We start from the raw sequence: 24,885 nt of genomic DNA on the forward strand, positions 1-24,885 counted from the left end.
GAATGCAGTTGAACATATAGTAAAAGAAAAACGATCCAATTGCTGGGACGTTTTTCTTTTTGGCAGAGTATCTGTATGAGTGCAATTAAGGTTGTCATCTGAAGTTCTGGTGATAATCAAGTTTTTCTAAAAGAAGGAAAATGTCTTTTCATGTAGAAATATAATTCATAGGGGAAAAAGGGGATGGAGCAAAATGGAAATAAGAATATTGGAGCCTGGAGATGCCTGGGCATATCGGAAGCTGCGTCTGGAAGCACTGTTGAACAGTCCTGAAGCATTTCTGACCAGTCATGAGGAAGCCGAAAAAATGTCTGAGGATGATTATAAAGTACGTCTGCAATCAAGTGAGGTATTCAACTTTGGTGCGTTCAAAGGGGATAATTTGATTGGTATGGTTGCACTTGTTGGTGAAACAAAAGTTAAGATAAATCACCGCTCCAGTGTTTTTGGTATGTATGTCACTCCTACTTGCAGGGGGAAAGGCGTTGGGAAAAAACTGATGCAAACAGCTGTTGAACAGGCCAGGTCAATCGATGGGGTGAGCCAACTGTGCATTTCAGTTGTTACAAAAAATACTACCGCAAAAAGTATGTATTATGCACAGGGATTTGTGCCGATTGGTATACATAAAAAGGCAATTAAATTCGGTGAAGCGTTTCTTGATGAAGAGCATATGGTAATGATGCTGTGACAGAATATTTGATGAATAACCGCAAATTCCATCAATAAGCAGCGGAAATCATGTTAACAGTGGATTAGGAAAAAGATTTTCAACAAAATTCTCAATCAACAGTCTGGTTTTTGCTCATAAAACGAATTTCTTTTAATGAATGATAATGATAGACGATTCTGACGGGTTATGATACGATTTAATTAAGACAAAAGTATCAATAATGGACGGTATACAAAACTTTACAGGAACGAATGGACTAGTTGGCAAGTAATTTGGAAATGATGAATAATTTTAAGCGGAAGGAAATAGAATTACATTGGTTGTAATTTTCCGGAGTCAATAGGCGGGCCGCAAGCTGCAACTTGCGACCCGGACAGTTATCCGCAAGGCACGGCGACTCCGAATCGGAATATTCACAAAAGAGTAATTACCCCACGTTTACGGAGACGACAGGGTGATTACTTCTTTTCATGGCTGCCAACAAGTAAAACTACGAGTGTTCCAAACATCAACATTAACTCGAGAGTCTTGTCAATTTCAATCACTCGCTCACCCCTTTCTGGGGATTCGAAGCCGCCAAGTAAAAAGAGTAATACTTTTTACTGCTCCCCTTGAGAAGCGTCACCCTGTATAACATGTCTACTTTAGTATACTACAAAAGCAATGATTCATGTGGTAATTTTTAGGAAATGGTTCAAAATTCTCAGAATTATCGGCTGTTTTATCGTAATATGCATACTTCGGTCATGCATAAAACTGAATCACTGGTTCTATTGTATCCCTCATGTCGGGACAGATAATCCCGGATCCATCGAATTCCTCAACAATCTTAAGAAGCATGCACGGTAAATCCATTGCCTGAATTTAGATCATTTCCTTTGCATGAACACCGCATGACAAAAAACACTCCTTTGCCTCAATTGATTCCTGGTATACTATATAATAAATGACATGTTTTCAAAGTTTGGAAGGCAGGGTGATTTCATGTGAGCATTTTTTGGCTGCGTTTGGTGATTTTCAGTGGGCTGTGGGTGCTCATTATTGTACAGGATAGTGGGAATGCAGCGCTCAGTATATGTTTTGCCGCATTGTCACTGGCGCTGTTTTTCTTCTTATCCATCCATAAGGAAATGTTTTTTATTTGTATCGGATTATCGCTTATTATTTTTGTTCATGGTATTCTGCTGACGAATGTCTCCGTGTATACAGTGCTGCTGCTTTTTTTTGTCACGGTGGTTTCTCTATATCGGCTTCGACGAAAAAATTTGATTACATATGTTCTGGTTAATCTTTTATTATCCTTGTCCACTGCTGTGCTGTATGCGGATGACGTGCTCGAATTGATGATTTTCAGCGAGCTGTTTTATTTTATGGTGTTTGCTTTGAACCGCCTGGAAATGGAACGGAAACAGCTCCTCGAGCAATATGAACAGCTGCTGGGGGAATATCGAAAATTAAAACGGATGAACTTGGCTGCTGAAAACAATGCGCGGCTGGAAGAACGGACTAAAATTGCCCGGGATATTCATGATTCGGTTGGGCATCGATTGACGGGACTGATTATGAAACTTGAAATGCTCTCCATTCAGCGACAGCAACCGCAGTATCAGGAACTGAAGAAAATGGCACAGGAGAGTCTTGATGAAACTAGACAGGCGGTGCAAACACTGCAACAGGATGAGCAGGAAGGACTGGCAACTGTGGTGCATCTAATTCGCAAGCTGGAAGCGGAAAGCCATATTCTTGTTCAATTCACGATGAAGCAAGGGGTGCTGTCGGTTAAACTTTCCAATAAAGGTAATATTGTGTTGTACCGTGCCATTCAGGAAGCTTTGACGAATACGATGCGCCATGCACAGTCGCGTGAAGTTCAGATTGTTCTGGGGAAATCAGCTAGCGGCGGGGTTTCTTTTGAAGTAATCAATCAGCTTTTTCATGCAGTTCCATTCGAATACGGGTTTGGACTGTCCAATATGAAAGAACGGATGGACGGGATACAAGGTTCGTTACAAGTCTATCAGACAGAGGAAAAGTTTGTTGTTCAAGGAACCATTCCAGGCGAAGGGGGCTGACATGATGTGGCGGGTACTGATTGCAGAAGATCAGGACATTGTCAGACAAGGTTTGAAGGTAATATTGGAACAGGATGAAAATATTAGGGTCGACCATGATGTGGAAAATGGACAGCGGGCACTACAGATATTGGAAAAAAATATCATTGATTTTATTCTCATGGATGTGCGGATGCCGGTCATGAACGGTATTGAAGCGACCAGAGAAATTAAAAAACGCTGGCCGCATGTAAAAATAGTGATGCTGACAACGTTCAATGATGATGAATATGCTCTGCAGGCGTTACAGGAGGGGGCTAATGGTTTTTTATTGAAAACGTCCGATTCGGCAAAGTTGATTGAAGCAGTATACAGCTGCATGAAAGGTGGCCTGACGATTCATGATGAAGTAGCTGCTAAGGTTATGCCGCGCTTGCTGGAAGGTACAGCTGAAAAATCATCTGTTGACGTTGACCTCTCACCGAGGGAAATGAAGGTAACCTATTTAGTTGGGAAAGGGAAGACTAATAGAGAAATTGCGGACGAATTGTACTTGTCTATCGGCACTGTCAAAAATAACATCACACATATTTTACAAAAAACTGATCTCCGCGACCGCACACAGCTCGCGATTTTTGCAGTGAGGCATGGTATAGGCGAATGATAAGAAGACTTTCCAATGAGAGGGTCTTTTTTATTTTGTTCATGGGCAAAAGCCTTGCAACGGTTGATGTTTTGGAATTGCGGTTGATGTTTGCCTCACAGCGGTTGATGTTTTGGAATTGCGGTTGATGTTTGCCTCACAGCGGGTGATGTTTTGGAATTGCGGTCGATGTTTGCCTCACAGCGGTTGATGTTTGGGAATTGCGGTCGATGTTTGCCTCACAGCGGTTGATGTTTTGGAATTGCGGTCGATGTTTGTCTCGCAACGGTTGATGTTCCCAATTTGTAGTTGATAATTATCTCGCAACAACAGGTTTTTGGCTAGCCCTGCTGAATGAAAGTGGAAAACTGCTGAACAAAATGCAGAAACCGTTGTACGCCGACAAATTGTCAGCAGTTTCCCATATCATGACCATAGTCATCATAATTCCGGAAAATCAATGACTTGAGACAGTGTGCGAATTAGTGGGATGGCAGTATACTGAATTTAGAGGAGGCGGGGAAATGCTCGAACTTGTTGATCTTTCTAAGAAATTTAAACAGTTTTACGCGGTGAAGAAGGTTAATATGTTCATCGAGGAAGGTGAAATCGTTGGTCTGCTCGGTCCTAACGGTGCCGGTAAGTCAACGGCGATTTCAATGCTTTCGTCATTGACTGAGCCAACTGAGGGTGATGTTCGTTTCCGGAATGCCAGCATTATTAACAGTCCGGGACCGATACGCAAAGTAATTGGAATGGTACCTCAGGAAATTGCACTGTATGATGACTTGACTGCACAGGAGAATTTACAGTTTTTCGGAAGGATTTATCGGTTATCCGGCGTCGAATTAAAAGAAAGAATCGATGAGGTGCTACAATTGATCGGTCTAGCGGAGCGGAGAAAAGATGTCGTTAAGAAATTTTCGGGAGGGATGAAACGCCGCTTGAATATTGGTGTGGCACTTCTTCATGATCCTGAACTGATTATTATGGATGAACCGACAGTTGGAATTGATCCACAGTCACGAAGCTATATTCTGGAAACGGTTAAGCGGTTGAATAAAGAGAAAAAAATGACGGTTTTATACACCAGTCACTACATGGAAGAAGTGGAGTTTCTATGTGACCGGATTTATATCATGGATCAAGGAAACTTAATTGCATCAGGTACCCAGGAGGAGATAAAGCAGATTCTTTCAACGGAAAAATCAGTTTCGATTCAGGCAGCGCGGTGGAACGAATCTTTTATCCATTCATTACAAAATAATCCGACAATCAGCCGCGTGACGACGGAAGAAAGTGCAGTTACTGTAATTGTGCCAAAAGAAACGAATGTGTTCGGAACCATTTTGAAATATGCGGAGGAAACAGGAATTGAACTCACATCGGTTAACGTCCAGACACCTACACTTGAAGATGTTTTCCTGCACCTTACCGGTAGAGCTTTAAGGGATTAGGGGTGGTTCGATGATATGGCAAATCATAAAGAAAACCGGCCTGACATTGCTTCGTAATCCGTTTCAACTGCTGTTGCTTATTGGCCTTCCGCTAATCTTAATTTTGATTTTGGGTGTTGCTCTCGGCGGTGTGATGAATGGTGAAACAACTTCCATTGAAGCAAAAGTCGCAATTGTGGAAAATGGCAACGAACAAAAACAGGTTGAACAGTTCATGCATGATGTGAAAGAAAGTAACATACCGGAAAAGAAGGTAAGTGCAATCCGTCAGGCTGCAGAACAAATGGCGCCAATCCACGAGATCAAGAGCATTTTTAAAAGTGAAGGTCTGAAGGATATTGTGACATTGGAGAGTGTAAAGCCTGTCAATCTGGAGAAAGTTTTGAAAGATGATTCGTATGCAGTGATTATTGAAGTGCCTGAAAACTTTACGTATCAAACGTTGCGGAAGCTTCTGCTTAATAAGAATTCCCAGTCTTCCCTTAACGTTTATGAAAACGGAGAAAAAAATATTGGAGCATCTGTTGTGCAGAATGTCCTGCAACGGTACCAGGAGAATCTGACATTGGTGAATTTTGTTCAGGATAAAGGAATTTCGATGGATGCGATACAGGTGGACGCTGAACAAATCACCGGTAACATTAAATCAGTGGATCAGGCGGAACCAGTTTCGGCCAAGGATTATTATGCAATTGGAATGGCAGTGATGAATGTATTGTTTATTGCTTCGACAATAGGCTCTTATGCATTTCGTGAGCGGAAAATGCATGTTTTTAACCGGATTATATTGGCAGATGTGTCCAGATGGATTTATTTCACGGGAGTGCTGCTTGCCGGGGCTATTTTCGCGTTTATCCATTTGTGTATCGTATTTGCAGCTGCATGGCTGTTCTTCGGTGTGGCTTGGCCGGATGTGACCGGGTTTCTGATTGTAACGCTCACCATGGCAGTTGCGGTAGGTGGATTATCTGTTTTAGTGGTGGCAATCAGCTACCGATTAAATTCGGAAATGATTATCAATTTTTTCTCTAACATTATTATTTCTGTATTAGCCTTTCTTGGGGGCAGTTTTTTTCCAATTGGTCAGTCTGCAGAAATACTGAGTAAGCTTGGCAACCTCACGCCAAACGGGGCTGGGATGACTTCTTATCTGAATATAATCAGGGGCAGCGGTATTTCCTCTTCCTGGGAACATTTGATTTTTCTTGGGATTTTCGCCGTTGTGTTAATTTGTATCGCTGCGCTTAGTTTTCCGAAAAGGGGGCAAAGCCTATGATTGGTATTTTCTTAGCAAAAGTAAAAATGTTCCTGCGTAATCCGTGGACATTCGTTATAATGGTTGTTATGTCAGTTGGGTTTGCTCTCGTGCTTGGCTCTGGAAACCCGGCAACTGTTACGGTACCAGTCCATGCATCAGACAATTCAATCCGTCAATCTGTTGTTGGTGAGCTACTCGATCAATCGGATGCTTTTTCCTTTGAATGGGTATCAAAAGACCGGGTGGAGCAGCAGGTTCAAAATGGAAATGCTGAAGTGGGGCTGATCCTGAGTGAAAATCATTATGATGTTATTGTCGGTGTATCTTCCGCAAATGCAAATCTTGTACAACAGACAGTACGCGAGGCGTATTTGAAAAAAGCACAATATAACAACATCGCAAATGAAGCTGGAGCAACCAGTCCATCGAAAGAAAAAGAAGTTATCGAACAATTAACATCTGCCAATGCTGTGTTCTCTATGGAGTCAAGTTATTTTAACGGTTCAAAGGCAGATACATTCGACATGAAATTTCACACCCTATTCGGATTTACGCTGTTTTTTGTTATTTACACAATCGCTTATAATGTGTTTTATGTGTTACTTGAGAAAAAAGAAGGGATTTGGGACCGGATAATTCTGTCACCCGTGCAGAAATGGGAAATGTATACAGCAAATTTCTTGTACACTTTTTTAACCGGGTATTTACAGGTGATTATCGTGTTTCTTGTTTTCCGTTACTGGATTGGTGTCGATTTTAATGGCCGGTTTTGGGAGTCACTACTGCTGATCACTCCGTATGTGTTTGCAATCGTCGCGTTGTCTATTCTGGTAACCGGGATTGTAAAAACGGTGCAGCAGTTTAATGCGATTATTCCGATCCTTGCGGTAAGTATGGCGATGATTGGCGGTGCATACTGGCCAATTGAAATTGTCCAATCCGAATTCATGCTGCTGCTGTCAAAATTCGATCCAATCACGTATGGCATGGAGATTTTGTATGGTGTGGCGATTTATGGGCATCCAATTAATGAATTATTATATCCTATGAGTATTTTACTGCTGATGGGAGTGTTGATGACCGGGATCGGAATTCATCTGATGGAAAGAAGATATGTTTGATTAAAAGATTGGCCATTTACTGGTCAATCTTTTAAAATTTAGTGAAAGATTGCTATAATAAAGTGTTCCATTAAATTATGGAGGGATTATGTATGAGGTTAAATGAGCGTGCGCGTACAGAACTGCTTGCAGAAGCAGAGGGAATCTCTGATGAAGATATCAATAAACAGCCTGCAGGGGATAGATGGTCCATAAAGCAGATACTGGATCACTTATATCTGATGGAAGGGTCGGTTGCCAAAATTATTCAGAGTCAGCTGGAAAAAGGGAAAAAGGAGCATGTATCCGAAAAACCAATTGATCTGACAGTCAATCGTGATAAAAAAGTGGATGCACTTGATTTTCTAACGCCGGGCGGTGATTTTGCAACACTTGAAGAATTGACTCAAAAACTGGAAGCAAGCCATAAACTATTAGCTGATACTGCCATAAATGCCGATGAAACAATGCTTAAAGAGCGGGTGTACCAGCATCCGGCATTTGGGGAGTTATCACTGAAACAATGGGTTCCATTTGTGGCATATCATGAAATGCGCCATACAGAACAACTAAGAGAAGTGAAGCGTGCATTGAATTTGTAATAAAAGCATTCAGCAGCCAAACTTTTCCCCTTTTGCATGGAAGTACCATGCCATATCGGGCGAATATTTCCGTGTTTTTTAGTATAATAGAGTAAGAGACTCTTTCGAAAGGGGAGAAGATGTGAAACGGAAAAAATGGCTTAAGATTTTAATTGCTGTTATAAGTGTTTTATTTATTATAGATGTGATTGCCAGTTTTTATTTTTATAATTTAGCAATCGATCGTGGTGAAAAGGATTTTTTGCAAGGAAATGAAGATCTGGAAGTCTCCGCCGAAACCATGGAAGTTCTCATGGAAGGTGACTGGCGGACCTGGGTTGATAAACAGGATTTTGATGAATGGACGATGACGTCGTATGATGGACTCGAATTAACAGGATATTTTCTTGAGGCGGAAGAGCCGACAAACAAGGTTGTTGTCTTTGCACATGGGTATCTTGGCGATGCGATGGACATGGGCTTGTACGGTCAGTACTATTACGAGAAGATGGGCTATAATATTTTTATGGCTGACGCACGTGGACATGGTGCGAGTGAAGGTGACTATATTGGCTTCGGCTGGCACGATCGGCTCGACCTGATTGACTGGGTCAATAAGATTGTGAAAAAATACGGTGACGACACGGAAATTGTGCTGCATGGAGTGTCAATGGGTGCTGCGACCGTATTGATGGCAAGCGGTGAAGATCTTCCGGACAATGTGAAGGCGATTATTGCTGACAGTCCATACACGAGTGTATATGATATGTTCGACTATCAGATGGAACGGATGTACCATTTACCGGATATCCCGATTCTTCCAAGTACCAGCATGGTTACACAATTTAAGGCAGGTTACTCGTTGAAGGGCGCCTCCGCTTTGAAACAGGTGAAAAAGGCAGAAGTCCCGATTTTGTATATTCACGGGAAAGCAGATACATTTGTCCCAACAGAAATGAGCTTTAAACTTTATGAAAATACGAAAAGTGAAGCGGAAATAATGACTGTGGATGGTGCAAACCATGGTGAATCTTTCGTTATTGCCAAAGATAAATATGTGAAGAAAATGAAAGCATTTTTGGATAAATATATGAGTGATCAATAAACAAAAGGCTGACACCAGATAAGGTTGTCAGCCTTTTGCTGTTTTTATAAATATGTTTTAAACCAGCGTGTGATATGATTCAAACGCTCCAGTCGCATGTCCGGATCGCCGCTTCTGCTCAGTTCGTGATTGGCATCCGGAAAGCGGACAAATTCGACTTCTTTTCGAAGGTGTTTAAGTGTCATAAACAGCTGTTCACTTTGTTCAATTGGACAGCGTAAATCCTGTTCACCATGAACGATTAACAATGGTGTCTCGATATTTTCGGCGTATTTAAGCGGGGAAAATTCCCACAGCTTTGCCGGATCCTCGAGCAAGTTTTTGCCGAGCTCCCATTTGGTGAAGAAATAACCGATGTCACTTACACCGTAAAAGCTGAGCCAGTTGCTGATACAGCGCTGGGTGACTGCTGCTTTGAACCGGTTGGAGTGTCCGACAATCCAGTTAGTCATAAACCCGCCGTAGCTGCCGCCGGTTACACCAAGGCGACCTTCGTCAATATAGTCATAGTTGGCCAATACAAAATCAACGGCAGCCATTAAGTCAGTATAGTCTTTTCCGCCATAATCACCACGGCACGCATCAACAAAAGCCTGACCGTATCCGTCACTTCCACGCGGGTTTGTGTAAAGCACAACATATCCTTGCGCTGCGAGCAGCTGGAGTTCATGGAAAAATGTCTGACCATACATGGCATGTGGTCCACCATGGATTTCGAGTAGGAGCGGATATTTTTTATCTTCTTCAAAACCGTATGGCTTCAGGATCCATCCCTGAATTTCCCACCCGTCTTTCGCCCGATACGTCAGCGTTTCCGGTTCACTTAATGCAACTTTTCTAAGCAGGTCTTCATTTCCATTGGTCAGCCGCTGCAGTTCGGGGTCCCTATCCAACAGATAGAAGTTGCATGGGTTGGTCGGTGTGCTGATTCCTAAAATAAACTTTCCGTCGCTGGCGTTATAGGAAAAACCGAATACATGATTATCGTTTTTATAGAGAACCTGCAGTTCTTCAGCCTGATTGGCCTGATACAATCCCGTGGCACCATAATCCGTGCCAAGGAAGAAGATGTGTTTTCCATCTCCTGACCAAACCGGACCTTTAGTTGATTGTCCCATCCTGGTATCACCTATCATCGTATCACCAAGTTGCATATCCCAGTGATTACTCAGACAAGTCCATTCCTGGGATTGGATATTAAACAGATACAATTCATTTATTGTTGCGCCCTGATGGGAATATTCATGGCCGAAACAGGCAATTTTGTCCCCATCCGGAGAAAATTGGGCATTGCCATACGCTCCCATTCCATTGGTCAATTGCACTTGTTCCATTGTAGTCAGGTTCAACAAAAAGAGATCACTCGTTAATTCGTAGTCTTCATTGTCATTAAGGTTAGCTGAAAAAAGAATTGTCTTTCCGTCTGGTGACACATCCTCCAAATGGTGATCGGTATCGGCAATTGTTAATTGTTCAAACGTTTTTTCCTTAAGCTGGAACGATACAATCTGCGCACGCTTCTTGTCGCGAAATCCCCTTGCATCGGACTTATGTTTCAGGTGGTTTACTACCAGGGGCTTTTTGCTTTTTTCTTCTTGTTCCTTTTTCTGTTCATCATTCGTTAATTCACGTTGATTTGTTACGTCATCGTTTTCTTCTAGCGATGCTTGGAAGAAGATTTCGCTGCCATCACTGGACCAGACGGGTGAAGTGGCACCATTTTTGAATGCTGTCAGCTGCTTTGCTTCGCCGCCATTCAGTTGTAAAAGGTAAAGCTGCGGAATTCCGGACCGGTCCGATTGGAATACTGCACGGCTGCCATCCGGCGAAATGTGCAGGTTGGAGTTTTTACTCTCACTGAATGTCCATTGCGCTGGTTCGGATTTATGCAGGCTCTGAAAAAATATGTGTGATTCGTATTCATTTTTGCCATTAACAATTGTGGAAACAAACGTATAACCACTGCCATCCTGTATAAATTGCGGGTCGCTGAACACTTCAACATTCTTCAAATCTTCTGCAGTTAAAGCACGTTTTGTTTCATTACTCATATAAGATTTCCTCCTTTATGTTTCGGGATGCGAATCAATTAATGAAAAAAGCCTTTTGTAAAAACAAAAGGCTACACGGTATGCTTTATAATGTTGGCATCTTTTTCATATGCTTCCTGCAGTTTCCGGGTGTGTTTTCCGGGTGTTCCATTTCCAACTTTTGCACCGTCGACTGACACAATTGGCGTCACTTCTGCAGTGCTGCTCGATAAAAACATCTCATCAGCATCTTTTATATCATCCAATGAAAACCCATTTTCAATAAACGGCAGTGACAAATCACTTGCAAATTGCTCTACTCGCATGCGAACACAGCCATGAAGGATACTGCTTGATGCAGGATGTGTATAAATTTTGCCATCTTTTACCAAATAAGCATTGGATGAGCTGCATTCGGTTACCAACCCGTCTTTATGAAAAATTGCTTCAAAGCAGCCGTTTTCTTTTGCTTCCTGTTTTGCGAGGACATTTGGCAGTAAATTTAAGCTTTTAATATAGCAATAATCCCATCTGCTGTCATGACGGGTGATAACATTTACGCCATTTTCGAGATTTTTATGGTTTCGTGGCAGGTCCTGGACATATGCATAGACATTTGCTTCCACATCTTCCGGAAAAGTATGCTCCCTTGGGGCCGAACCACGGGTGGACTGCAAATATACCTTGCCGTCTGCTGTCATGTCATTTCGTTGCAGCAGATCCAGTAACAGATTGGTGATCTCCTCTTTTGAAAAAGGCAGAACGAGTTTAATAGCTTCCGCGGAACGAAAAAGCCGATTCACATGTTCATGAAGCAGGTAATAGGAACCTTTATAGATTCGGATAACTTCATACACACCATCGCCAAATTGCAGTCCTCGCTCTTCAAATGGGTAACGCAGCTTATCACGATGGGTGAACTTTGTTTGTGATAGAATAATTGGATAGACTGACACACTATTCGCCTCCTTGCAATTAAACCTATTCTATATTTTTTCACAAGTTATGTAAATATCATTATAAGTGATAATTATCACAATTTCTGTTTGAAAATCGGTTATAATGGAAAGTAGTTAGAATAGGAGGTGCGGTAAAAAATGGAACCACTATTGCAGCGTATGACAAAAGAAGATGCTCATTTACTGTTTACAAATTCTCAAAAAGTGAAATTCATAAAAGGTGCAACCATTTATAATGAAGGTGATTCGGCTGACTATTTATATTTCATACATACAGGCGAAATCAGACTTTTTAAACGAACCGGCCCGAATAAGGAATTGACGATTTTTACTCGTGGAGAGGACGATGCATTTGGTGAGATTGGTGTTTTCAGTGGGCTAAAATATTCCAATACTGCCGAAACTGTAACGGATTCTGTGCTATATCGTATTGACAATCAGACATTGGAAAATATACTGACGGATAACGGTGGAATCGGCCTGCACTTTACCAGATGGGTTGCTGAATCGCTGGAAGCCAGCAAAGCTAAAATCCGTGATTATATTGCGTTTGGATCTGAAGGCGCCGTGGCGTCGGTGTTTATTCGCTATTCCAATATGTACGGGGTCGTTACAACTGAAGGCGTGCGTATAACCGAACCAATTATGATCCAGGATATCAGTAAGCATATCGGAATCTCAAGGGAAACCGTCAGCCGCATTGTGAACAAATGGAAGGAACGGGGAATTATTGATAATGATAATAAATACTTTTTACTGAAGAAAGTGGACTATTTTAAACAACTTCTCGTTTGTGAACAATGCGGTGTGGAAAATTGTGTATTGTAGACAGGTTGTGCGAAAAGCGCAGCCTGTTTTCGACACTTTTTTTCAAAAAAGACTTGATTTGGGAAATAAGACTTGCTATAATAAAAAACGTTGATTAAAAAATACATATTAGCTAACGGTTAAAAACAATTTAATATGCGGGTGTAGTTTAATGGTAAAACCTCAGCCTTCCAAGCTGATGACGTGGGTTCGATTCCCATCATCCGCTCCATTACATAAGTCTTAACGCAGTGTTTCGTACCATCACATACGAAGCATTGCGTTTTTTAATTAGGTTATTTTCTGAAAGGTTGTTGTTACACAATATTTATAAACTGTGACATAGGAGCCTGTCCGGCGAAGTAAAATTAGCGAATATTTATTCATAATATGGTCGAATATACATCGATTATTTATTGTATGTGCATAAATATTCACGAAATTAGTTCCATCGGACAGGCTCATAGTATGGTGTTCTACCATCGCTGCGGAAATACACGTCGCTTTCCGGGGGCGGCTTGTGAGCCACCTCGTGCATACGCACTTCGGTGTCTCACCCTATGCCTTAGCTCCCCCAGGAGTCTCCGCGTATTTCCTCCGCTATGATTTGCTCGCTTAATGTTGAAAAAGTGTTGGCCATTTTACCAGCCGTTGGAATATGCGAGACTCCTGCGGGAAGTACAAGCTAGGTGAGACCCCCGCAGGCGAGGTACGAGCTGAGGAGGGCTCGGCACTTGCCCGCGGTAAAGAAGACACTGCGAAAGCTTGCTTGAGCAGATGTCGCACTTATGCTGGCAGTGAAAGCGAGTATATTCCAACGGCGTGGTAAGGGAGCCATATTAAATTACTAATTGGAACTAGTGGCAATTTATTTCAATTGTTAGGCAGCACAATACTTTTGAAATAAGGCTTTTATTGTGTTTTACGCTTCACTTGAACAAATGACTACAATACCTGTATGCTGAATAGAGATTCTATTAAATTGAGGGATTTACATGCAAAAATTAATGCAAACATTAAAGCAAATCGATGGAAAAAGTTATAAAGCATACAAAGGTATTCAAGGACGTTACCAATTCAAGGATTTTGCCCTCCATATCGATTATGTGCAAGGGGATCCATTTGCAACTCCATCCAAAATAAGGGTTGTGATTCCAACAGCTAAACGACCTATAAAAGATGAATGGCTTTCTTCGGATTCACGGCAGACGGCAACGGAAGACATTATGGCACGCAAAGTCGGCCAGGCGATTGCGAAAGGCAATTTTGTCATCAAAGGATCAGGCAAAAGCGGCAGTATTTTTTTTGACAGGCCCGGTCAGGAAGTATTAAAGCGCAGTGCTGTACAGATTGATGCAAATTCCATAACAGTATGTATATCGGTCGGATTGCCGGCGAACGGACGCCGAATCAATGGACGTGAGGCAGAAAAATTATTTTCCACTGCCATTCCTGCCATTATTAAAAATTCCGTTTTTACAATTACCGATGAGGAAATTGTCAAAGTCACACAGCTTGCGGATCAGCAGGAAGCCATTAGGAAGGAAATGCGTCAAAATAACTGGATTTCCTTTATTGCAAATGGAGCTGTTCTGCCACGGGAGAGCGGCATCAGTAATCGACCGATGAAGGATGCTGTAGCATTTCAAAGCCCGTCGGAAAATGAGGTGGAAATTGAAATTCCGCATCGAACGGAACCACTGAAAGGAATGGCGATTAAAAAAGGTATCTCTCTCATCGTCGGCGGCGGTTATCACGGGAAAAGTACCATCCTGGAAGCAATTGAGCGTGGTGTCTATGCGCATACACACAGAGATGGACGGGAATACGTGCTGACTGATCCGGATGCAGTGAAAATTCGAGCGGAAGACGGCCGGCAGATAACTGGTGTTAACATTTCACCGTTCATCAATAACCTGCCGCATAAGCAGGATACGGATTTCTTTTCAACCGAAAATGCCAGTGGAAGCACCTCACAGGCGGCCAATGTGATGGAAGCATTGGAAGCGGGTGCCACGACACTGTTGATTGATGAGGATACGAGTGCGACGAACTTTATGATACGTGATCACCGGATGCAGCGGCTGGTCAGACGGGAAAAAGAACCAATCACACCGTTTATCGATAAAATAAAACAGTTGCGTGATCAGCTTGATGTTTCAACAATTTTGGTCATGGGCGGATCCGGTGATTATTTTGCAGTTGCCGACTCGGTGATCATGATGGAAGCGTATGTCCCTTATAATGTGACGGATGAAGCGAGAAGGATTATGGAGCAGGATCCTCTTAACCGGGAATCACTGCCAGCTGAAACTTTCGGTGATATTACCGACCGTTACTTTAAGCAAAACTCGTTACAGACCCGAAAAGGCAATCGTGCCAAAACGCAGGCAAAAGGCTTAACCAAAATTCTGATGGGGAAAACGGATATTTCGTTTAATGACACCGAACAGTTGGCGGATGAATCACAAACACGGATGATTGCTGAGATTATTCAGTATTTGGATCGAACCAATGGGCTGGGAAATCGATCGGTACATCAATTATTGGATGATGTTGAAAAGCAAATGGATCAGGATGGTTTGGCGTCATTTACTGTCTTTAACAGCCAGCATCCAGGCGATATCGCACGCCCGAGACGGTATGAAATTGCTGCTGTGCTGAACCGAATGCGTACAGCAAACGTCATCCAAAAATAGAAGGAAGGTAGCGGGAATGGATACGGCCAATTTGAAAAAAGAAATAGCGGAATACAGCAAAGAAATAGGCATCGATAAAATTGGCTTTGCCGCCGCAGATGTTTTTGGAGAGTTGAAGGAACGTCTGCGCAGGCAGCAGGAGCTTGGGTACCAGTCGGGTTTTGAAAAAGGAACAATTGAAGAGCGGACAGAGCCGAAGCGGTTGTTTCCTGAAGCCAAATCAATCCTTTCCATTGCACTGGCCTATCCATCACGTATGAAAGATGCCCCGAGAAGCACAAAAGAAAGCTGTCGCGGTGTGTTCTGCCGTGCATCCTGGGGTGTTGACTATCATGTTGTGTTACGGGAGAAGCTCGAGAAACTTGCGTTGTTTATTCAGGAAAAAATCCCGGATGTGGAAACAAAAGTGATGGTCGATACCGGCGAATTGTCTGACCGAGCAGTCGCGGAACGAGCGGGAATCGGCTTCAGCGGGAAAAATACATCGATTATTACACCAGAATTCGGCTCCTACGTTTATCTTGGAGAGCTGATTACCAACATACCGTTCATACCAGATGAACCTCTGGCGGATGGCTGTGGTTCCTGTACAAAATGTCTGGATGCCTGTCCAACCGGTGCACTTGTTCAGGGCGGGCAGCTTAATGCTCAGAAGTGCCTGGCTTTTCAAACGCAGACAAAAGGGTTTCTTGATGACGAGTACCGTTCTAAAATCGGTAACTTTATTTATGGCTTTGACACATGTCAGGTCGTTTGTCCCTACAATAAAAAAGTGGATTTTCATGTGCATCCCGAGTTTGAACCAGAGCCAGAAGTGGCAAAACCACAACTCAAGCCAATGCTAAGGATTTCCAACCGGGAGTTTAAAAATACGTTTGGCCATATTGCGGGATCCTGGCGCGGGAAAAAACCCTTGCAGCGTAATGCACTGATTGCTCTGGCACATTATAAAGATGAAACAGCGGTTGATGAGATTATTTCAGTCATGAATGATGATCCGCGTCCGGTTATTCGCGGAACAGCCGCATGGTCACTTGGTAAAATTGGAACGGAAGAAGCGTTTGCGGGAATTCAGAAGGCTATGAAGGACGAAATGGATGAACAGGTTTTGTTTGAAATGGAAAAGGGATTGGCATTTGAACAGGAAACGGCTGAAATCTAATCGGATGGGAGACATTACGATGGAGCTATTGTACGATGAAATGGATTCACCAGTTGGCACATTGCTTCTGGTTAGTGACGGTGAAAAAATGGTACGGATCGAATATGGTTCAATGGCTGACCTGGAAGAAAAGATGACCGGTTGGGCAGCGCGATATTTCGGTGCGGCATCGTTTGTAAAGGATCCGGAAAAAGTTATGGGTGCGAAAAAGGAACTGCAGGAGTATTTTAAAAATGAACGGCAGCAATTCACGATCCCTTTTGAGTTTCATGGTACAGATTTTCAAAAACAGGTCTGGCAGGCGTTGTTCGATACGATTTCATTTGGCAAAACCAAAACATACAAGGATATTGCGGAAACAATCGACAAGCCGAAAGCAGTCCGCGCAGTTGGCGGAGCAGTTAATAAAAATCCCTTTTCAATTGTTGTCCCATGCCACCGGGTAATCGGCGCAAATGGAAAAATGGTCGGTTATAATGGCGGGCTGGATAAAAAGGAATTTTTGCTGAATCATGAAATTGGTGAAAGTATTTAATGCGAGCAAGCAGCCGCTAAGATCGAGCGAACTGAACCTGAAATCGATTGAGAAAGCACCGAACTCGGATGAACAAATCGAACCCAATCCCGTAAAAGCAGGATACATGTACAGGGTTTCTTGCAATACCATCATGAAACTTTTCAGCCTTTTTCGCGTATTATATAGTAACAACTCCTTTTGCAAAGGGGGAGATCTAGTGAAGAAGGCATTTTTAATAAGTGTCATTGCTGCAGCAGTTCTGTTTCTTGCGGGGGTATTGTCCGAGTATACTGAATTATTTGGAAAGATTGCGGTTGGTATTGGTGTATTTTTCTTTATTATTGCGGGACTGACAAGTGGTGCATTTATCAGCGGAAGTCAAATGCAAGCTAATTTTCATTCCGAAAGCAAGCAGAGTCGTGCTGAACGGCGTAACATGATGTTTGTTTCTGGTGTTGTTATGATTCCGCAGTTTATCGCCGGATATTTTTTGTTGACATTATAGGCATGGCCGTTTTTTCCCTTCATAGAATGGTGATGGAGGGGATTTTTTATGGGAAAATTACAGGATTTGTGGTTGGATTTTTTTCAGTCGGATCGAAATGAAGAAAGCTGGTGGGAAAGAAAAAAAGCGCTATGCCATGATCGGGAAGCGGAAATTGTCCGGATCAGCGGAAGGGGGCATACCTTTGAAGAAATCAGTTATGCCAATAAACGAAACTGCAAGTACATGCTGCATTTATCATTTTTGTTAAAGCAGCAAGACGAATTTATCCAGGAGGAACAAGTGATACCTTTTGAATACCGAATGGAAAATGGGGAGATAATCGAACATCGGGAAATTAGCATGCCGATGAAGCATCGAGATACCCCGGTATTAACGTCAGATTCTATGCGCGGTGCATCCAGTGAACGCTTTTCCTATGATAGAAGGGCGGCAGTTCAGTACGCCGAGCGCTGGTGGAACAGCTATAATCCTGTCTATCGCACATTTGATGTTGATTGCACAAATTATGTATCACAGTGCCTCCGTGCGGGAGGCGCACCAATGCGGGGTGCGCCTGACCGGGGAAGCGGCTGGTGGTATCGGTCGGATAACTGGAGCTACAGCTGGGCAGTGGCCCATTCATTAAGGTGGTACTTAAGCGGGTCTTCAACCGGTTTAAAGGGAAAAGAAATGGAATCGGCAAATGAACTTATCCCAGGTGATGTTATTTGTTACGATTTTCAGGGAGATGACAGGTGGGATCACAATACAATAGTTATCGGCAAGGATGCGTATGGGATGCCACTTGTCAACGCCCATACCGATAACAGCCGGAATCGTTATTGGTCTTATGAAGATTCACGGGCATGGACACCGGACATCAACTATAAATTTTTCCGGATTGGCGAGTAGTGTTATAATGATGTGGTTATTAAAAAAGCAAGGAGAATGAGAAGTGAGTTTAAATGTCGTATTGTACCAGCCGGAAATACCAGCGAACACCGGCAACATTGCCAGAACATGCCTGGCTACCAACGCCACTCTGCATCTGATTCATCCGCTCGGCTTTTCCACCGACGATAAAATGGTGAAAAGGGCCGGGCTGGATTACTGGAAACATGTTGATATTCGTGAATATGCATCGATTACTGAATTATACGATACATATCCTGAGGGAACTTATTATTATATTGAAAATTTTGGTGCGGGACACTATACGGAGCAGGATTACAGTAACACGGATGACGATCTGTTTTTCGTGTTTGGACGTGAAACTACCGGAATTCCAAAAAGTCTGCTGGAAGGAAAAGAAGTACGGTGTCTGCGGATTCCGATGAGCGGAAATGTCCGTTCGTTGAATCTGGCGAATACAGCAGCGATTATTGTGTATGAAGTACTGAGGCAGCAAGGCTATCCTGAATTGAAATAATGCCTGATGCCGGATTATATGTGCGGATTTAATTTTTCGCTAAAAAACCGTCATGTACATGCATGACGGTTTTCGTTCATTCAATTATTGATTATTCTTCGGTTCTCCCGGTTTGGCATCGTAGCCTGATGTGAAGCAAGACACGATGAATGTTACGATAACGCCCATCAGTAAAGCGAGTTTCATGACGCTTCCTCCTCGTGAAAATTATATGTAATCAGATTATGAATTCTAGTATGTTCTTATTATACCGAATAATTCCCGCAATGTGAACCATTAGAAGCAGTATGTTTAAAAATGCTTATAAAACAGATATGTTCGTGTTTTATCAACCGAAATCTGTCAGTATTTTTCACAAGTTCAGCTCCAATTATTCGGATAAAAACCTGAAAATATCGAAAGCTTACGATTTGATTGTTTTCAAGTCATTATTTAGGGTATATTAGTTGATGAAGTTACAGTAGAGTTCTATAATGAACATTGAGTGTAAAATGACCGTTGCAACAGCGGAGAAAGCTAACTTCTAATGGGGGTATAAAACGTGGCACAGAATGAAGAATCGAGCCTTGGATTCTGGGGACAATTTTATGGTCCAAACATGGGGTATATTGAAGAACAATATGACCTCTTTAAACAGGACCCTGAAAATGTTGATCCATCAATGAAAGCATTGTTTGATCAACATGGTGCGCCTGAATGGATCCATCGTGCTGGAGATACATCGCAGGCAGTACCTAGGTCTGAGACGTCCATAGACGATGTTACAAAACTCACCTCGGCAATGAAACTTGTTGAGGCTATTCGTCGTTTTGGACATTTGGAGGCGGATATTTATCCGGTGGGACATGAGGACCGAAAAACGGAGCTTGTTCAACCTGAAACATATGGTTTATCGGAAGAAGATTTACGCAGCATCCCTGCATCATGGTTATGGGAACAGTCTCCTGAAGATGTAAAGGATGGTTATGATGTTTTTAAACGTCTGAAAAAATATTATGCGGGAACTATTACGTTTGAATATGATCACGTAAACCATGAAGATGAGCGGCAATGGCTTCTTGAGCGCATTGAATCAGGCAAATTTCATTTGTCACTTTCCGATAAAGAAAAAAAACAGTTACTTGAACGGATGGCTCATGTTGAAGGATTTGAAGGGTTTTTACAGAAAACGTTTGTCGGGCAGAAACGTTTCTCCATTGAAGGTTTGGAATCAATGGTTCCCATGCTCGATCGCATAGTAAAATATGCTACTGAAGAAAAAATTGAACATATTATGATGGGTATGGCGCATCGCGGCCGTTTAAGTGTTCTGGCTCATGTCCTGGGAAAACCGTATGATAAAATTTTCTCCGAGTTCCAGCATTCACCGGATAAGGAGTTAATGCCATCGGAAGGATCGACAGGCGTTACTTATGGCTGGACAGGTGATGTAAAATATCATTTTGGTGCAACAAAAGAGGTTCGCGACGAAGAACAAGCAACAACACGGATTACATTGGCTCATAATCCGTCACATCTGGAATTCGTAAATCCTGTTGTAGAAGGCTTTGCCCGCGCAGCACAGGATGAACGCTCGAAAAAGGGTTATCCGGAGCAGGATATCAAAAAAGCAGTTCCAGTACTGATTCATGGTGATGCTGCCTTCATTGGTGAGGGTGTCGTAGCGGAAACATTGAATCTGAGTGGGTTGCCCGGCTATAAAACAGGCGGTACACTGCATATTATCGCAAACAACCTGCTTGGATATACAACGAACCGAGGTGACGGGCGTTCAACCCGGTATGCCAGTGACCTCGCTAAAGGTTTTGAGATTCCGATTATTCATGTTAATGCTGACGATCCGATTGCATGTGTATCGGCAATCAGTATTGCGTATGAATACAGGCAAAAATTCCATAAAGATTTTCTGATTGATCTGGTTGGGTATCGTCGTTATGGCCATAATGAAATGGATGAGCCTAGGGCTACACAGCCGTACCTGTATAAGTCCATTGACGAGCATCCTACTGCAGCAAATGTTTTTGCTGAACGATTAAAGGAAAATGGTATAGTAGACGATGATGATTTCAAGCAGATAAAAGAACAGGTTCAATCCGGTTTGCGCAGTGTATATGAGGGAATGAGCGAAAACACTACGACAGAACCGGAAATTAAAAGTATGCCTGAAGCATTAACGAACGGACTTGATCGATTCGAAACTGCTGTGCCGCTGGACGATCTTAAAGCACTGAATGAGGGGTTGTTGAAACGTCCTGAAGGGTTCACAGGTCTGAAAAAATTGGAGAAGATCCTGACACGCCGTAAAGATGTTCTGGAAGAAGGCAAAAAAGCCGACTGGGGTGCCGGAGAAGCGTTGACATATGCATCCATTCTCGAAGACGGTATTCCGATACGAATCACCGGACAGGATACTGAACGAGGAACCTTTGCGCACAGACATATGGTCCTTCATGATGTGAATACTGGCGAATCGTACTGTCCACTGCACGGATTGGATGAGGCTAAAGCTTCGTTTGATATTCGCAACAGTCCGCTGTCTGAAGCTGGTGTGCTTGGATTTGAGTACGGTTATAGTGTTGAATCGCCAAATACACTCGTAATCTGGGAAGCGCAGTTTGGTGATTTTGCAAACGCAGGGCAGGTTATTTTTGATCAGTTTATTTCAGCAAGCCGAGCCAAGTGGGGAGAGAAATCCAACATGGTGATGCTGCTTCCGCATGGCTATGAAGGACAAGGTCCGGAGCACTCAAGTGCCCGACTTGAACGGTTCTTGCAGCTTGCCGCGGAAAATAACTGGATGGTGGCAAATGTCACATCGTCTGCACAGTTTTTCCATCTGATTCGTCGTCAGGCAGCAATGCGCGGTAAAGAAGAGGCACGTCCATTAATCTTGATGACACCAAAGAGCCTGCTTCGTAATCAGCGTGTTGCATCGGTTTCGAAGGAATTTACAGACGGGAAATTCACACCGCTCCGTCAGCAGCCTAATTTGAAGGTCAGCAAGAAAAATGCAAAACGTCTGCTGATTGGCAGTGGCAAGGTAATGGTCGACATTGAGGAAGCAATTGATGAATCAGAAGAAAACTTTGATTGGCTCCGGGCACTTCGTCTTGAGCAAATCTATCCGTTTCCTAAGAAACAACTGGAAAAAGAATTAAAAGAACTTCCGAACCTTGAGGAAATTGTCTGGGTCCAGGAAGAACCTAAAAATATGGGCAGCTGGGATTTCGTTGATGATTACCTCAGAGAATTGCTACAAGAAGGGCAATCTTTACGATACATTGGTCGTCCTGAACGTTCAGCACCGGCCGTTGGTGAACCAAATGTCCATAAAGCTGAACAAAGTCAAATCATTAAAGAAGCAATAAGCGAGTCAAAAGGAGGAGATTCCAGTGAACGAAATTAAAATTCCAGAGCTTGCCGAGTCCATTACAGAGGGTACTATTGCTGAGTGGCTGGTTAAGAAGGGTGACAAAGTTGAAAAAGGCGATCCTGTAGTAGAACTGGAAACAGACAAGGTTAATGTGGAAGTCAATTCCGATTATGCCGGCGTCATTACAGAAGTTGTGGCTGAAGAAGGCGATGATGTTGAAGTTGGCGATGTAATTGCAAAGATTGATGAAAATGGAGAAGCTGGCGGTGATGCTTCCGCAGATGACTCCAACGAATCATCCGAACAAAAATCTGAGGATAGTTCGAAAGAGGAAGCATCCGATAAGAAAGAAGAAGCACCTAAAAAAGAAGAAAAAGAAATTGAAAACACCAAAGAAGAGTCAAAGGATAACGGAGATGTCATTGCATCACCTGCTGCTCGTAAACGTGCCCGCGAACTTGGCATCGACTTGAGCAGTGTACAGGCAAGAGATCCGCTTGGCCGTATTCGTCCGGAAGATGTTGACTCGGCAGCTAAAGGCGGCAACGAACAGAAAGAATCCAAGCCGAAGAAAAAAGAGGAACCTGCACAATCCGAGAAAACAGAATTTGATAAACCGGTTGAACGTGTGAAAATGTCACGCCGTCGTCAAACAATCGCGAATCATCTTGTTGAAGTACAACAAGAGGCTGCCATGCTGACTACGTTCAATGAAGTGGATATGACCAACATTATGAAGCTCCGCAGCAAACGTAAAGAAAGCTTTATGAAAAAGCATGATGTGAAACTTGGGTTTATGTCGTTCTTTACAAAAGCCGTAATCGGTGCGTTGAAAGAATTCCCTCATTTGAATGCGGAAATTCAAGGCAAAGAACTTGTTCTGAAGAAATTCTATGATATCGGTATTGCCGTATCAACAGAAGAAGGTCTTGTCGTACCGGTTGTCCGTGATGCAGACCGTCTCGACTTTGCTGGGGTGGAACGTGAAATCGGAAACCTTGGTAAGAAAGCAGTAAATAAGGAACTGAAGATGGAAGATCTGCAGGGCGGAACCTTTACGATTACCAACGGCGGAACCTTTGGATCCATGCTGTCAACACCAATCTTAAACGCGCCACAAGTTGGTATTCTTGGCATGCACAACATCCAAAAACGTGCAATGGTTATGCCGGATGATTCCATTGAAGTTCGTCCAATGATGTATCTGGCACTGTCATACGATCACCGCATCGTTGACGGAAAAGACGCAGTAAAATTCCTGGTTCGCATCAAGGAATTGCTGGAAGACCCTTATGACTTGCTGCTGGAAGGCTAAATGGAAACAAAAGCGGAAGCGCCCGTTTAGCGACGTACAAACTGCGCCCTGCCATTTAGTGTGGGTCGGCGTTGCCGCGCAAAGCGGCGGTTTTAGCCGATCTTCCTTCAACCGCAATGAGATAAAGGAAACACGCCCCTTCATAGGGGTGTGCCGACGTTGGCCGCAAAGGCCGGTTTTAGTCGGCCTTCCTTAAAGTACGAACCGATGTCGACTTTCACCATAAGGGTATAAGTGCGACTAAGCCTCTGGTTTCACCAATCGGCAAGTCTTCTTTATCGTAGTGAGGAAGTGTGAAGTTTGCTAGTCGCTGGGCGCTGGAGCTGGACGTGGCTGATTAGTAATAAGTGAATTATTCACATGTACAAAATTTTATAATTTCCTGGCAACAAGAAAAAATCCCCGTAACGATTTGATTTTTCGTTATGGGGATTTTTTGTTGGCAGAAAAGCTAGTATACAACTTTCTTACTGCATAAATGCAGCTAAGGCTGTCACCTAAAGGCTTGGTGACAACCAAGTTTTGTAAAAAGGGATGTATATATCTAAAAAATATGTGAACAATTGTGTGGAAATGTGCCTAACATGGATGTTTAATGGTAACCTGAGAGTAAATGTCCAAACTGGGAGGAAAATAAAAATGCCTAACAAAACTTGTACAATAGATAAGCTTGTCACGATTCCGAAAGAAGTGGAAAAAGTATTGTCAGGGGGAAAAACGGCGTCCCGACGAAATGGTATTTATGCTGACGTTGGAGAAATAATGGAATTACAAGGTGAAAAATTTAAAGTTGAGGCTGTCTATCCGCAATATCTTGGTGACATAACAGATGAAGATGCAGTGAAAGAGGGCTATGCTGATTTGGAAAGTTATCAGCAAGCGATTTTATCTATTCATCCGGGTATGCGCTGGTCACCAAAAATGCGAGTATGGGTCCATGAGTATACTTCAGTCCATTAAATGAAATTAATAGGCGATATGTTTTGAATATTGCAGATGAAATATAGAAAGAGGTTGGGACAAATCAGAAAGTAAAAATTAAAAGACGAACGATTCAAGAGACTAGTGAAGTATATTTCCGAAGCGACTGAGCCTATCACGTTAATTCGTTTTTTCTTTTGATAAAACACTTTTTTCCAGCCTCTTTAATTTGCAGCGGCTTGGTTTGTTTGGTTTTAAGAAGTATCATAATCGAATTTTTTTATAAAAAAGCTTGCGAAATTAAACATAACATGGTAT

20 protein-coding genes and 1 tRNA gene are annotated in these 24,885 nt (G+C 42.7%); 19 read left to right on the forward strand and 2 right to left on the reverse strand.

The features are described from left to right. The first annotated feature begins 193 nt into the window (after positions 1-193). From ABD010_RS04900 to ABD010_RS04935, 8 genes are all read left to right on the forward strand, one after another. Positions 194-691, forward strand: coding sequence for a GNAT family N-acetyltransferase (locus tag ABD010_RS04900; protein ID WP_343810773.1), 498 nt, complete (start codon positions 194-196; stop codon positions 689-691). A gap of 968 nt (positions 692-1,659) precedes the next feature. Continuing rightward, complete coding sequence (locus ABD010_RS04905; RefSeq protein WP_343810775.1) at positions 1,660-2,745, forward strand: sensor histidine kinase; 1,086 nt, start codon at positions 1,660-1,662, stop codon at positions 2,743-2,745. Positions 2,746-2,749: 4 nt separating this feature from the next. Continuing rightward, on the forward strand, positions 2,750-3,388 hold the full coding sequence (locus tag ABD010_RS04910) for a response regulator transcription factor (protein WP_343811047.1): 639 nt from the start codon (positions 2,750-2,752) through the stop codon (positions 3,386-3,388). 503 nt (positions 3,389-3,891) lie between these two features. Beyond that, positions 3,892-4,824, forward strand: a complete 933-nt coding sequence (locus tag ABD010_RS04915; protein WP_343810777.1) for an ABC transporter ATP-binding protein — start codon at positions 3,892-3,894, stop codon at positions 4,822-4,824. A 10-nt stretch (positions 4,825-4,834) separates the two neighbouring features. Further along, a complete protein-coding gene (locus tag ABD010_RS04920; RefSeq protein ID WP_343810779.1) occupies positions 4,835-6,100 on the forward strand; it encodes an ABC transporter permease in 1,266 nt (421 codons plus the stop codon). Further along, positions 6,097-7,203, forward strand: a complete 1,107-nt coding sequence (locus tag ABD010_RS04925) for an ABC transporter permease (protein WP_343810781.1) — start codon at positions 6,097-6,099, stop codon at positions 7,201-7,203. Before ABD010_RS04920 ends, ABD010_RS04925 begins: the two co-directional genes overlap by 4 nt. Positions 7,204-7,295: 92 nt before the next feature. After that, a complete protein-coding gene (locus ABD010_RS04930) occupies positions 7,296-7,784 on the forward strand; it encodes a DinB family protein (protein WP_343810783.1) in 489 nt (162 codons plus the stop codon). A gap of 121 nt (positions 7,785-7,905) precedes the next feature. Continuing rightward, positions 7,906-8,868, forward strand: a complete 963-nt coding sequence (locus ABD010_RS04935; RefSeq protein ID WP_343810785.1) for an alpha/beta hydrolase — start codon at positions 7,906-7,908, stop codon at positions 8,866-8,868. A 44-nt stretch (positions 8,869-8,912) separates the two neighbouring features. Here the strand turns inward: ABD010_RS04935 and ABD010_RS04940 are convergent, their stop codons facing one another. After that, positions 8,913-10,919 (reverse strand): S9 family peptidase, encoded by a 2,007-nt coding sequence (locus ABD010_RS04940; protein WP_343810787.1) that lies wholly within the window; start codon positions 10,917-10,919, stop codon positions 8,913-8,915. Positions 10,920-10,990: 71 nt separating this feature from the next. Continuing rightward, complete coding sequence (gene dat, locus ABD010_RS04945; protein ID WP_343810789.1) at positions 10,991-11,854, reverse strand: D-amino-acid transaminase; 864 nt, start codon at positions 11,852-11,854, stop codon at positions 10,991-10,993. A gap of 141 nt (positions 11,855-11,995) precedes the next feature. On the opposite strand from dat, the gene ABD010_RS04950 reads away from it, so the two are divergent. The 11 genes from ABD010_RS04950 to ABD010_RS05000 all read left to right on the forward strand — a co-directional run bounded on the left by ABD010_RS04950 (position 11,996) and on the right by ABD010_RS05000 (position 24,606). Further along, positions 11,996-12,685, forward strand: a complete 690-nt coding sequence (locus ABD010_RS04950) for a Crp/Fnr family transcriptional regulator (protein ID WP_343810791.1) — start codon at positions 11,996-11,998, stop codon at positions 12,683-12,685. A 137-nt stretch (positions 12,686-12,822) separates the two neighbouring features. Next, positions 12,823-12,896: transfer RNA gene (locus ABD010_RS04955), tRNA-Gly, on the forward strand. 763 nt (positions 12,897-13,659) lie between these two features. Beyond that, positions 13,660-15,363 carry an ABC-ATPase domain-containing protein gene (locus ABD010_RS04960; protein ID WP_343810793.1) on the forward strand — a complete coding sequence of 568 codons (1,704 nt, stop codon included), beginning with the start codon at positions 13,660-13,662 and terminating at the stop codon, positions 15,361-15,363. A gap of 16 nt (positions 15,364-15,379) precedes the next feature. Then, positions 15,380-16,525 (forward strand): tRNA epoxyqueuosine(34) reductase QueG, encoded by a 1,146-nt coding sequence (queG, locus tag ABD010_RS04965; RefSeq protein ID WP_343810795.1) that lies wholly within the window; start codon positions 15,380-15,382, stop codon positions 16,523-16,525. A gap of 19 nt (positions 16,526-16,544) precedes the next feature. Then, positions 16,545-17,060 carry a methylated-DNA--[protein]-cysteine S-methyltransferase gene (locus ABD010_RS04970; RefSeq protein ID WP_343810797.1) on the forward strand — a complete coding sequence of 172 codons (516 nt, stop codon included), beginning with the start codon at positions 16,545-16,547 and terminating at the stop codon, positions 17,058-17,060. A 199-nt stretch (positions 17,061-17,259) separates the two neighbouring features. Next, a complete protein-coding gene (locus tag ABD010_RS04975; RefSeq protein ID WP_343810799.1) occupies positions 17,260-17,547 on the forward strand; it encodes a DUF5316 family protein in 288 nt (95 codons plus the stop codon). A gap of 48 nt (positions 17,548-17,595) precedes the next feature. Next, complete coding sequence (locus ABD010_RS04980; RefSeq protein ID WP_343810801.1) at positions 17,596-18,441, forward strand: amidase domain-containing protein; 846 nt, start codon at positions 17,596-17,598, stop codon at positions 18,439-18,441. A 43-nt stretch (positions 18,442-18,484) separates the two neighbouring features. Further along, complete coding sequence (gene trmL / locus ABD010_RS04985; RefSeq protein WP_343810803.1) at positions 18,485-18,958, forward strand: tRNA (uridine(34)/cytosine(34)/5-carboxymethylaminomethyluridine(34)-2'-O)-methyltransferase TrmL; 474 nt, start codon at positions 18,485-18,487, stop codon at positions 18,956-18,958. A 541-nt stretch (positions 18,959-19,499) separates the two neighbouring features. Next, positions 19,500-22,364 (forward strand): 2-oxoglutarate dehydrogenase E1 component, encoded by a 2,865-nt coding sequence (locus tag ABD010_RS04990; RefSeq protein ID WP_343810805.1) that lies wholly within the window; start codon positions 19,500-19,502, stop codon positions 22,362-22,364. Further along, positions 22,351-23,646: a 2-oxoglutarate dehydrogenase complex dihydrolipoyllysine-residue succinyltransferase gene (gene odhB / locus ABD010_RS04995; protein ID WP_343810807.1), complete on the forward strand. Its 1,296-nt coding sequence runs from the start codon at positions 22,351-22,353 to the stop codon at positions 23,644-23,646. The genes ABD010_RS04990 and odhB overlap by 14 nt, the downstream gene beginning before the upstream one ends. Before the next feature lie 639 nt (positions 23,647-24,285). Beyond that, positions 24,286-24,606 (forward strand): ASCH domain-containing protein, encoded by a 321-nt coding sequence (locus ABD010_RS05000; RefSeq protein ID WP_343810809.1) that lies wholly within the window; start codon positions 24,286-24,288, stop codon positions 24,604-24,606. Positions 24,607-24,885: the final 279 nt, after the last annotated feature.

The sequence above is a fragment of the Virgibacillus siamensis genome (genome assembly GCF_039522605.1).
Lineage (GTDB): Bacteria > Bacillota > Bacilli > Bacillales > Amphibacillaceae > Lentibacillus > Lentibacillus siamensis.

Excerpts from the sequence above, each read along its gene's own strand:
- ABD010_RS04910 (WP_343811047.1), top strand. The coding sequence starts at position 2,750 with ATGTGGCGGGTACTGATTGCAGAAGATCAGGACATTGTCAGACAAGGT.
- ABD010_RS04950 (WP_343810791.1), top strand. The coding sequence starts at position 11,996 with ATGGAACCACTATTGCAGCGTATGACAAAAGAAGATGCTCATTTACTG.
- ABD010_RS04930 (WP_343810783.1), top strand. The coding sequence starts at position 7,296 with ATGAGGTTAAATGAGCGTGCGCGTACAGAACTGCTTGCAGAAGCAGAG.
- ABD010_RS04970 (WP_343810797.1), top strand. The coding sequence starts at position 16,545 with ATGGAGCTATTGTACGATGAAATGGATTCACCAGTTGGCACATTGCTT.
- ABD010_RS04980 (WP_343810801.1), top strand. The coding sequence starts at position 17,596 with ATGGGAAAATTACAGGATTTGTGGTTGGATTTTTTTCAGTCGGATCGA.
- ABD010_RS04915 (WP_343810777.1), top strand. The coding sequence starts at position 3,892 with ATGCTCGAACTTGTTGATCTTTCTAAGAAATTTAAACAGTTTTACGCG.
- ABD010_RS04940 (WP_343810787.1), bottom strand. The coding sequence starts at position 10,919 with ATGAGTAATGAAACAAAACGTGCTTTAACTGCAGAAGATTTGAAGAAT.
- ABD010_RS04960 (WP_343810793.1), top strand. The coding sequence starts at position 13,660 with ATGCAAAAATTAATGCAAACATTAAAGCAAATCGATGGAAAAAGTTAT.
- ABD010_RS04900 (WP_343810773.1), top strand. The coding sequence starts at position 194 with ATGGAAATAAGAATATTGGAGCCTGGAGATGCCTGGGCATATCGGAAG.
- ABD010_RS04925 (WP_343810781.1), top strand. The coding sequence starts at position 6,097 with ATGATTGGTATTTTCTTAGCAAAAGTAAAAATGTTCCTGCGTAATCCG.
- ABD010_RS04920 (WP_343810779.1), top strand. The coding sequence starts at position 4,835 with ATGATATGGCAAATCATAAAGAAAACCGGCCTGACATTGCTTCGTAAT.
- queG (WP_343810795.1), top strand. The coding sequence starts at position 15,380 with ATGGATACGGCCAATTTGAAAAAAGAAATAGCGGAATACAGCAAAGAA.
- ABD010_RS05000 (WP_343810809.1), top strand. The coding sequence starts at position 24,286 with ATGCCTAACAAAACTTGTACAATAGATAAGCTTGTCACGATTCCGAAA.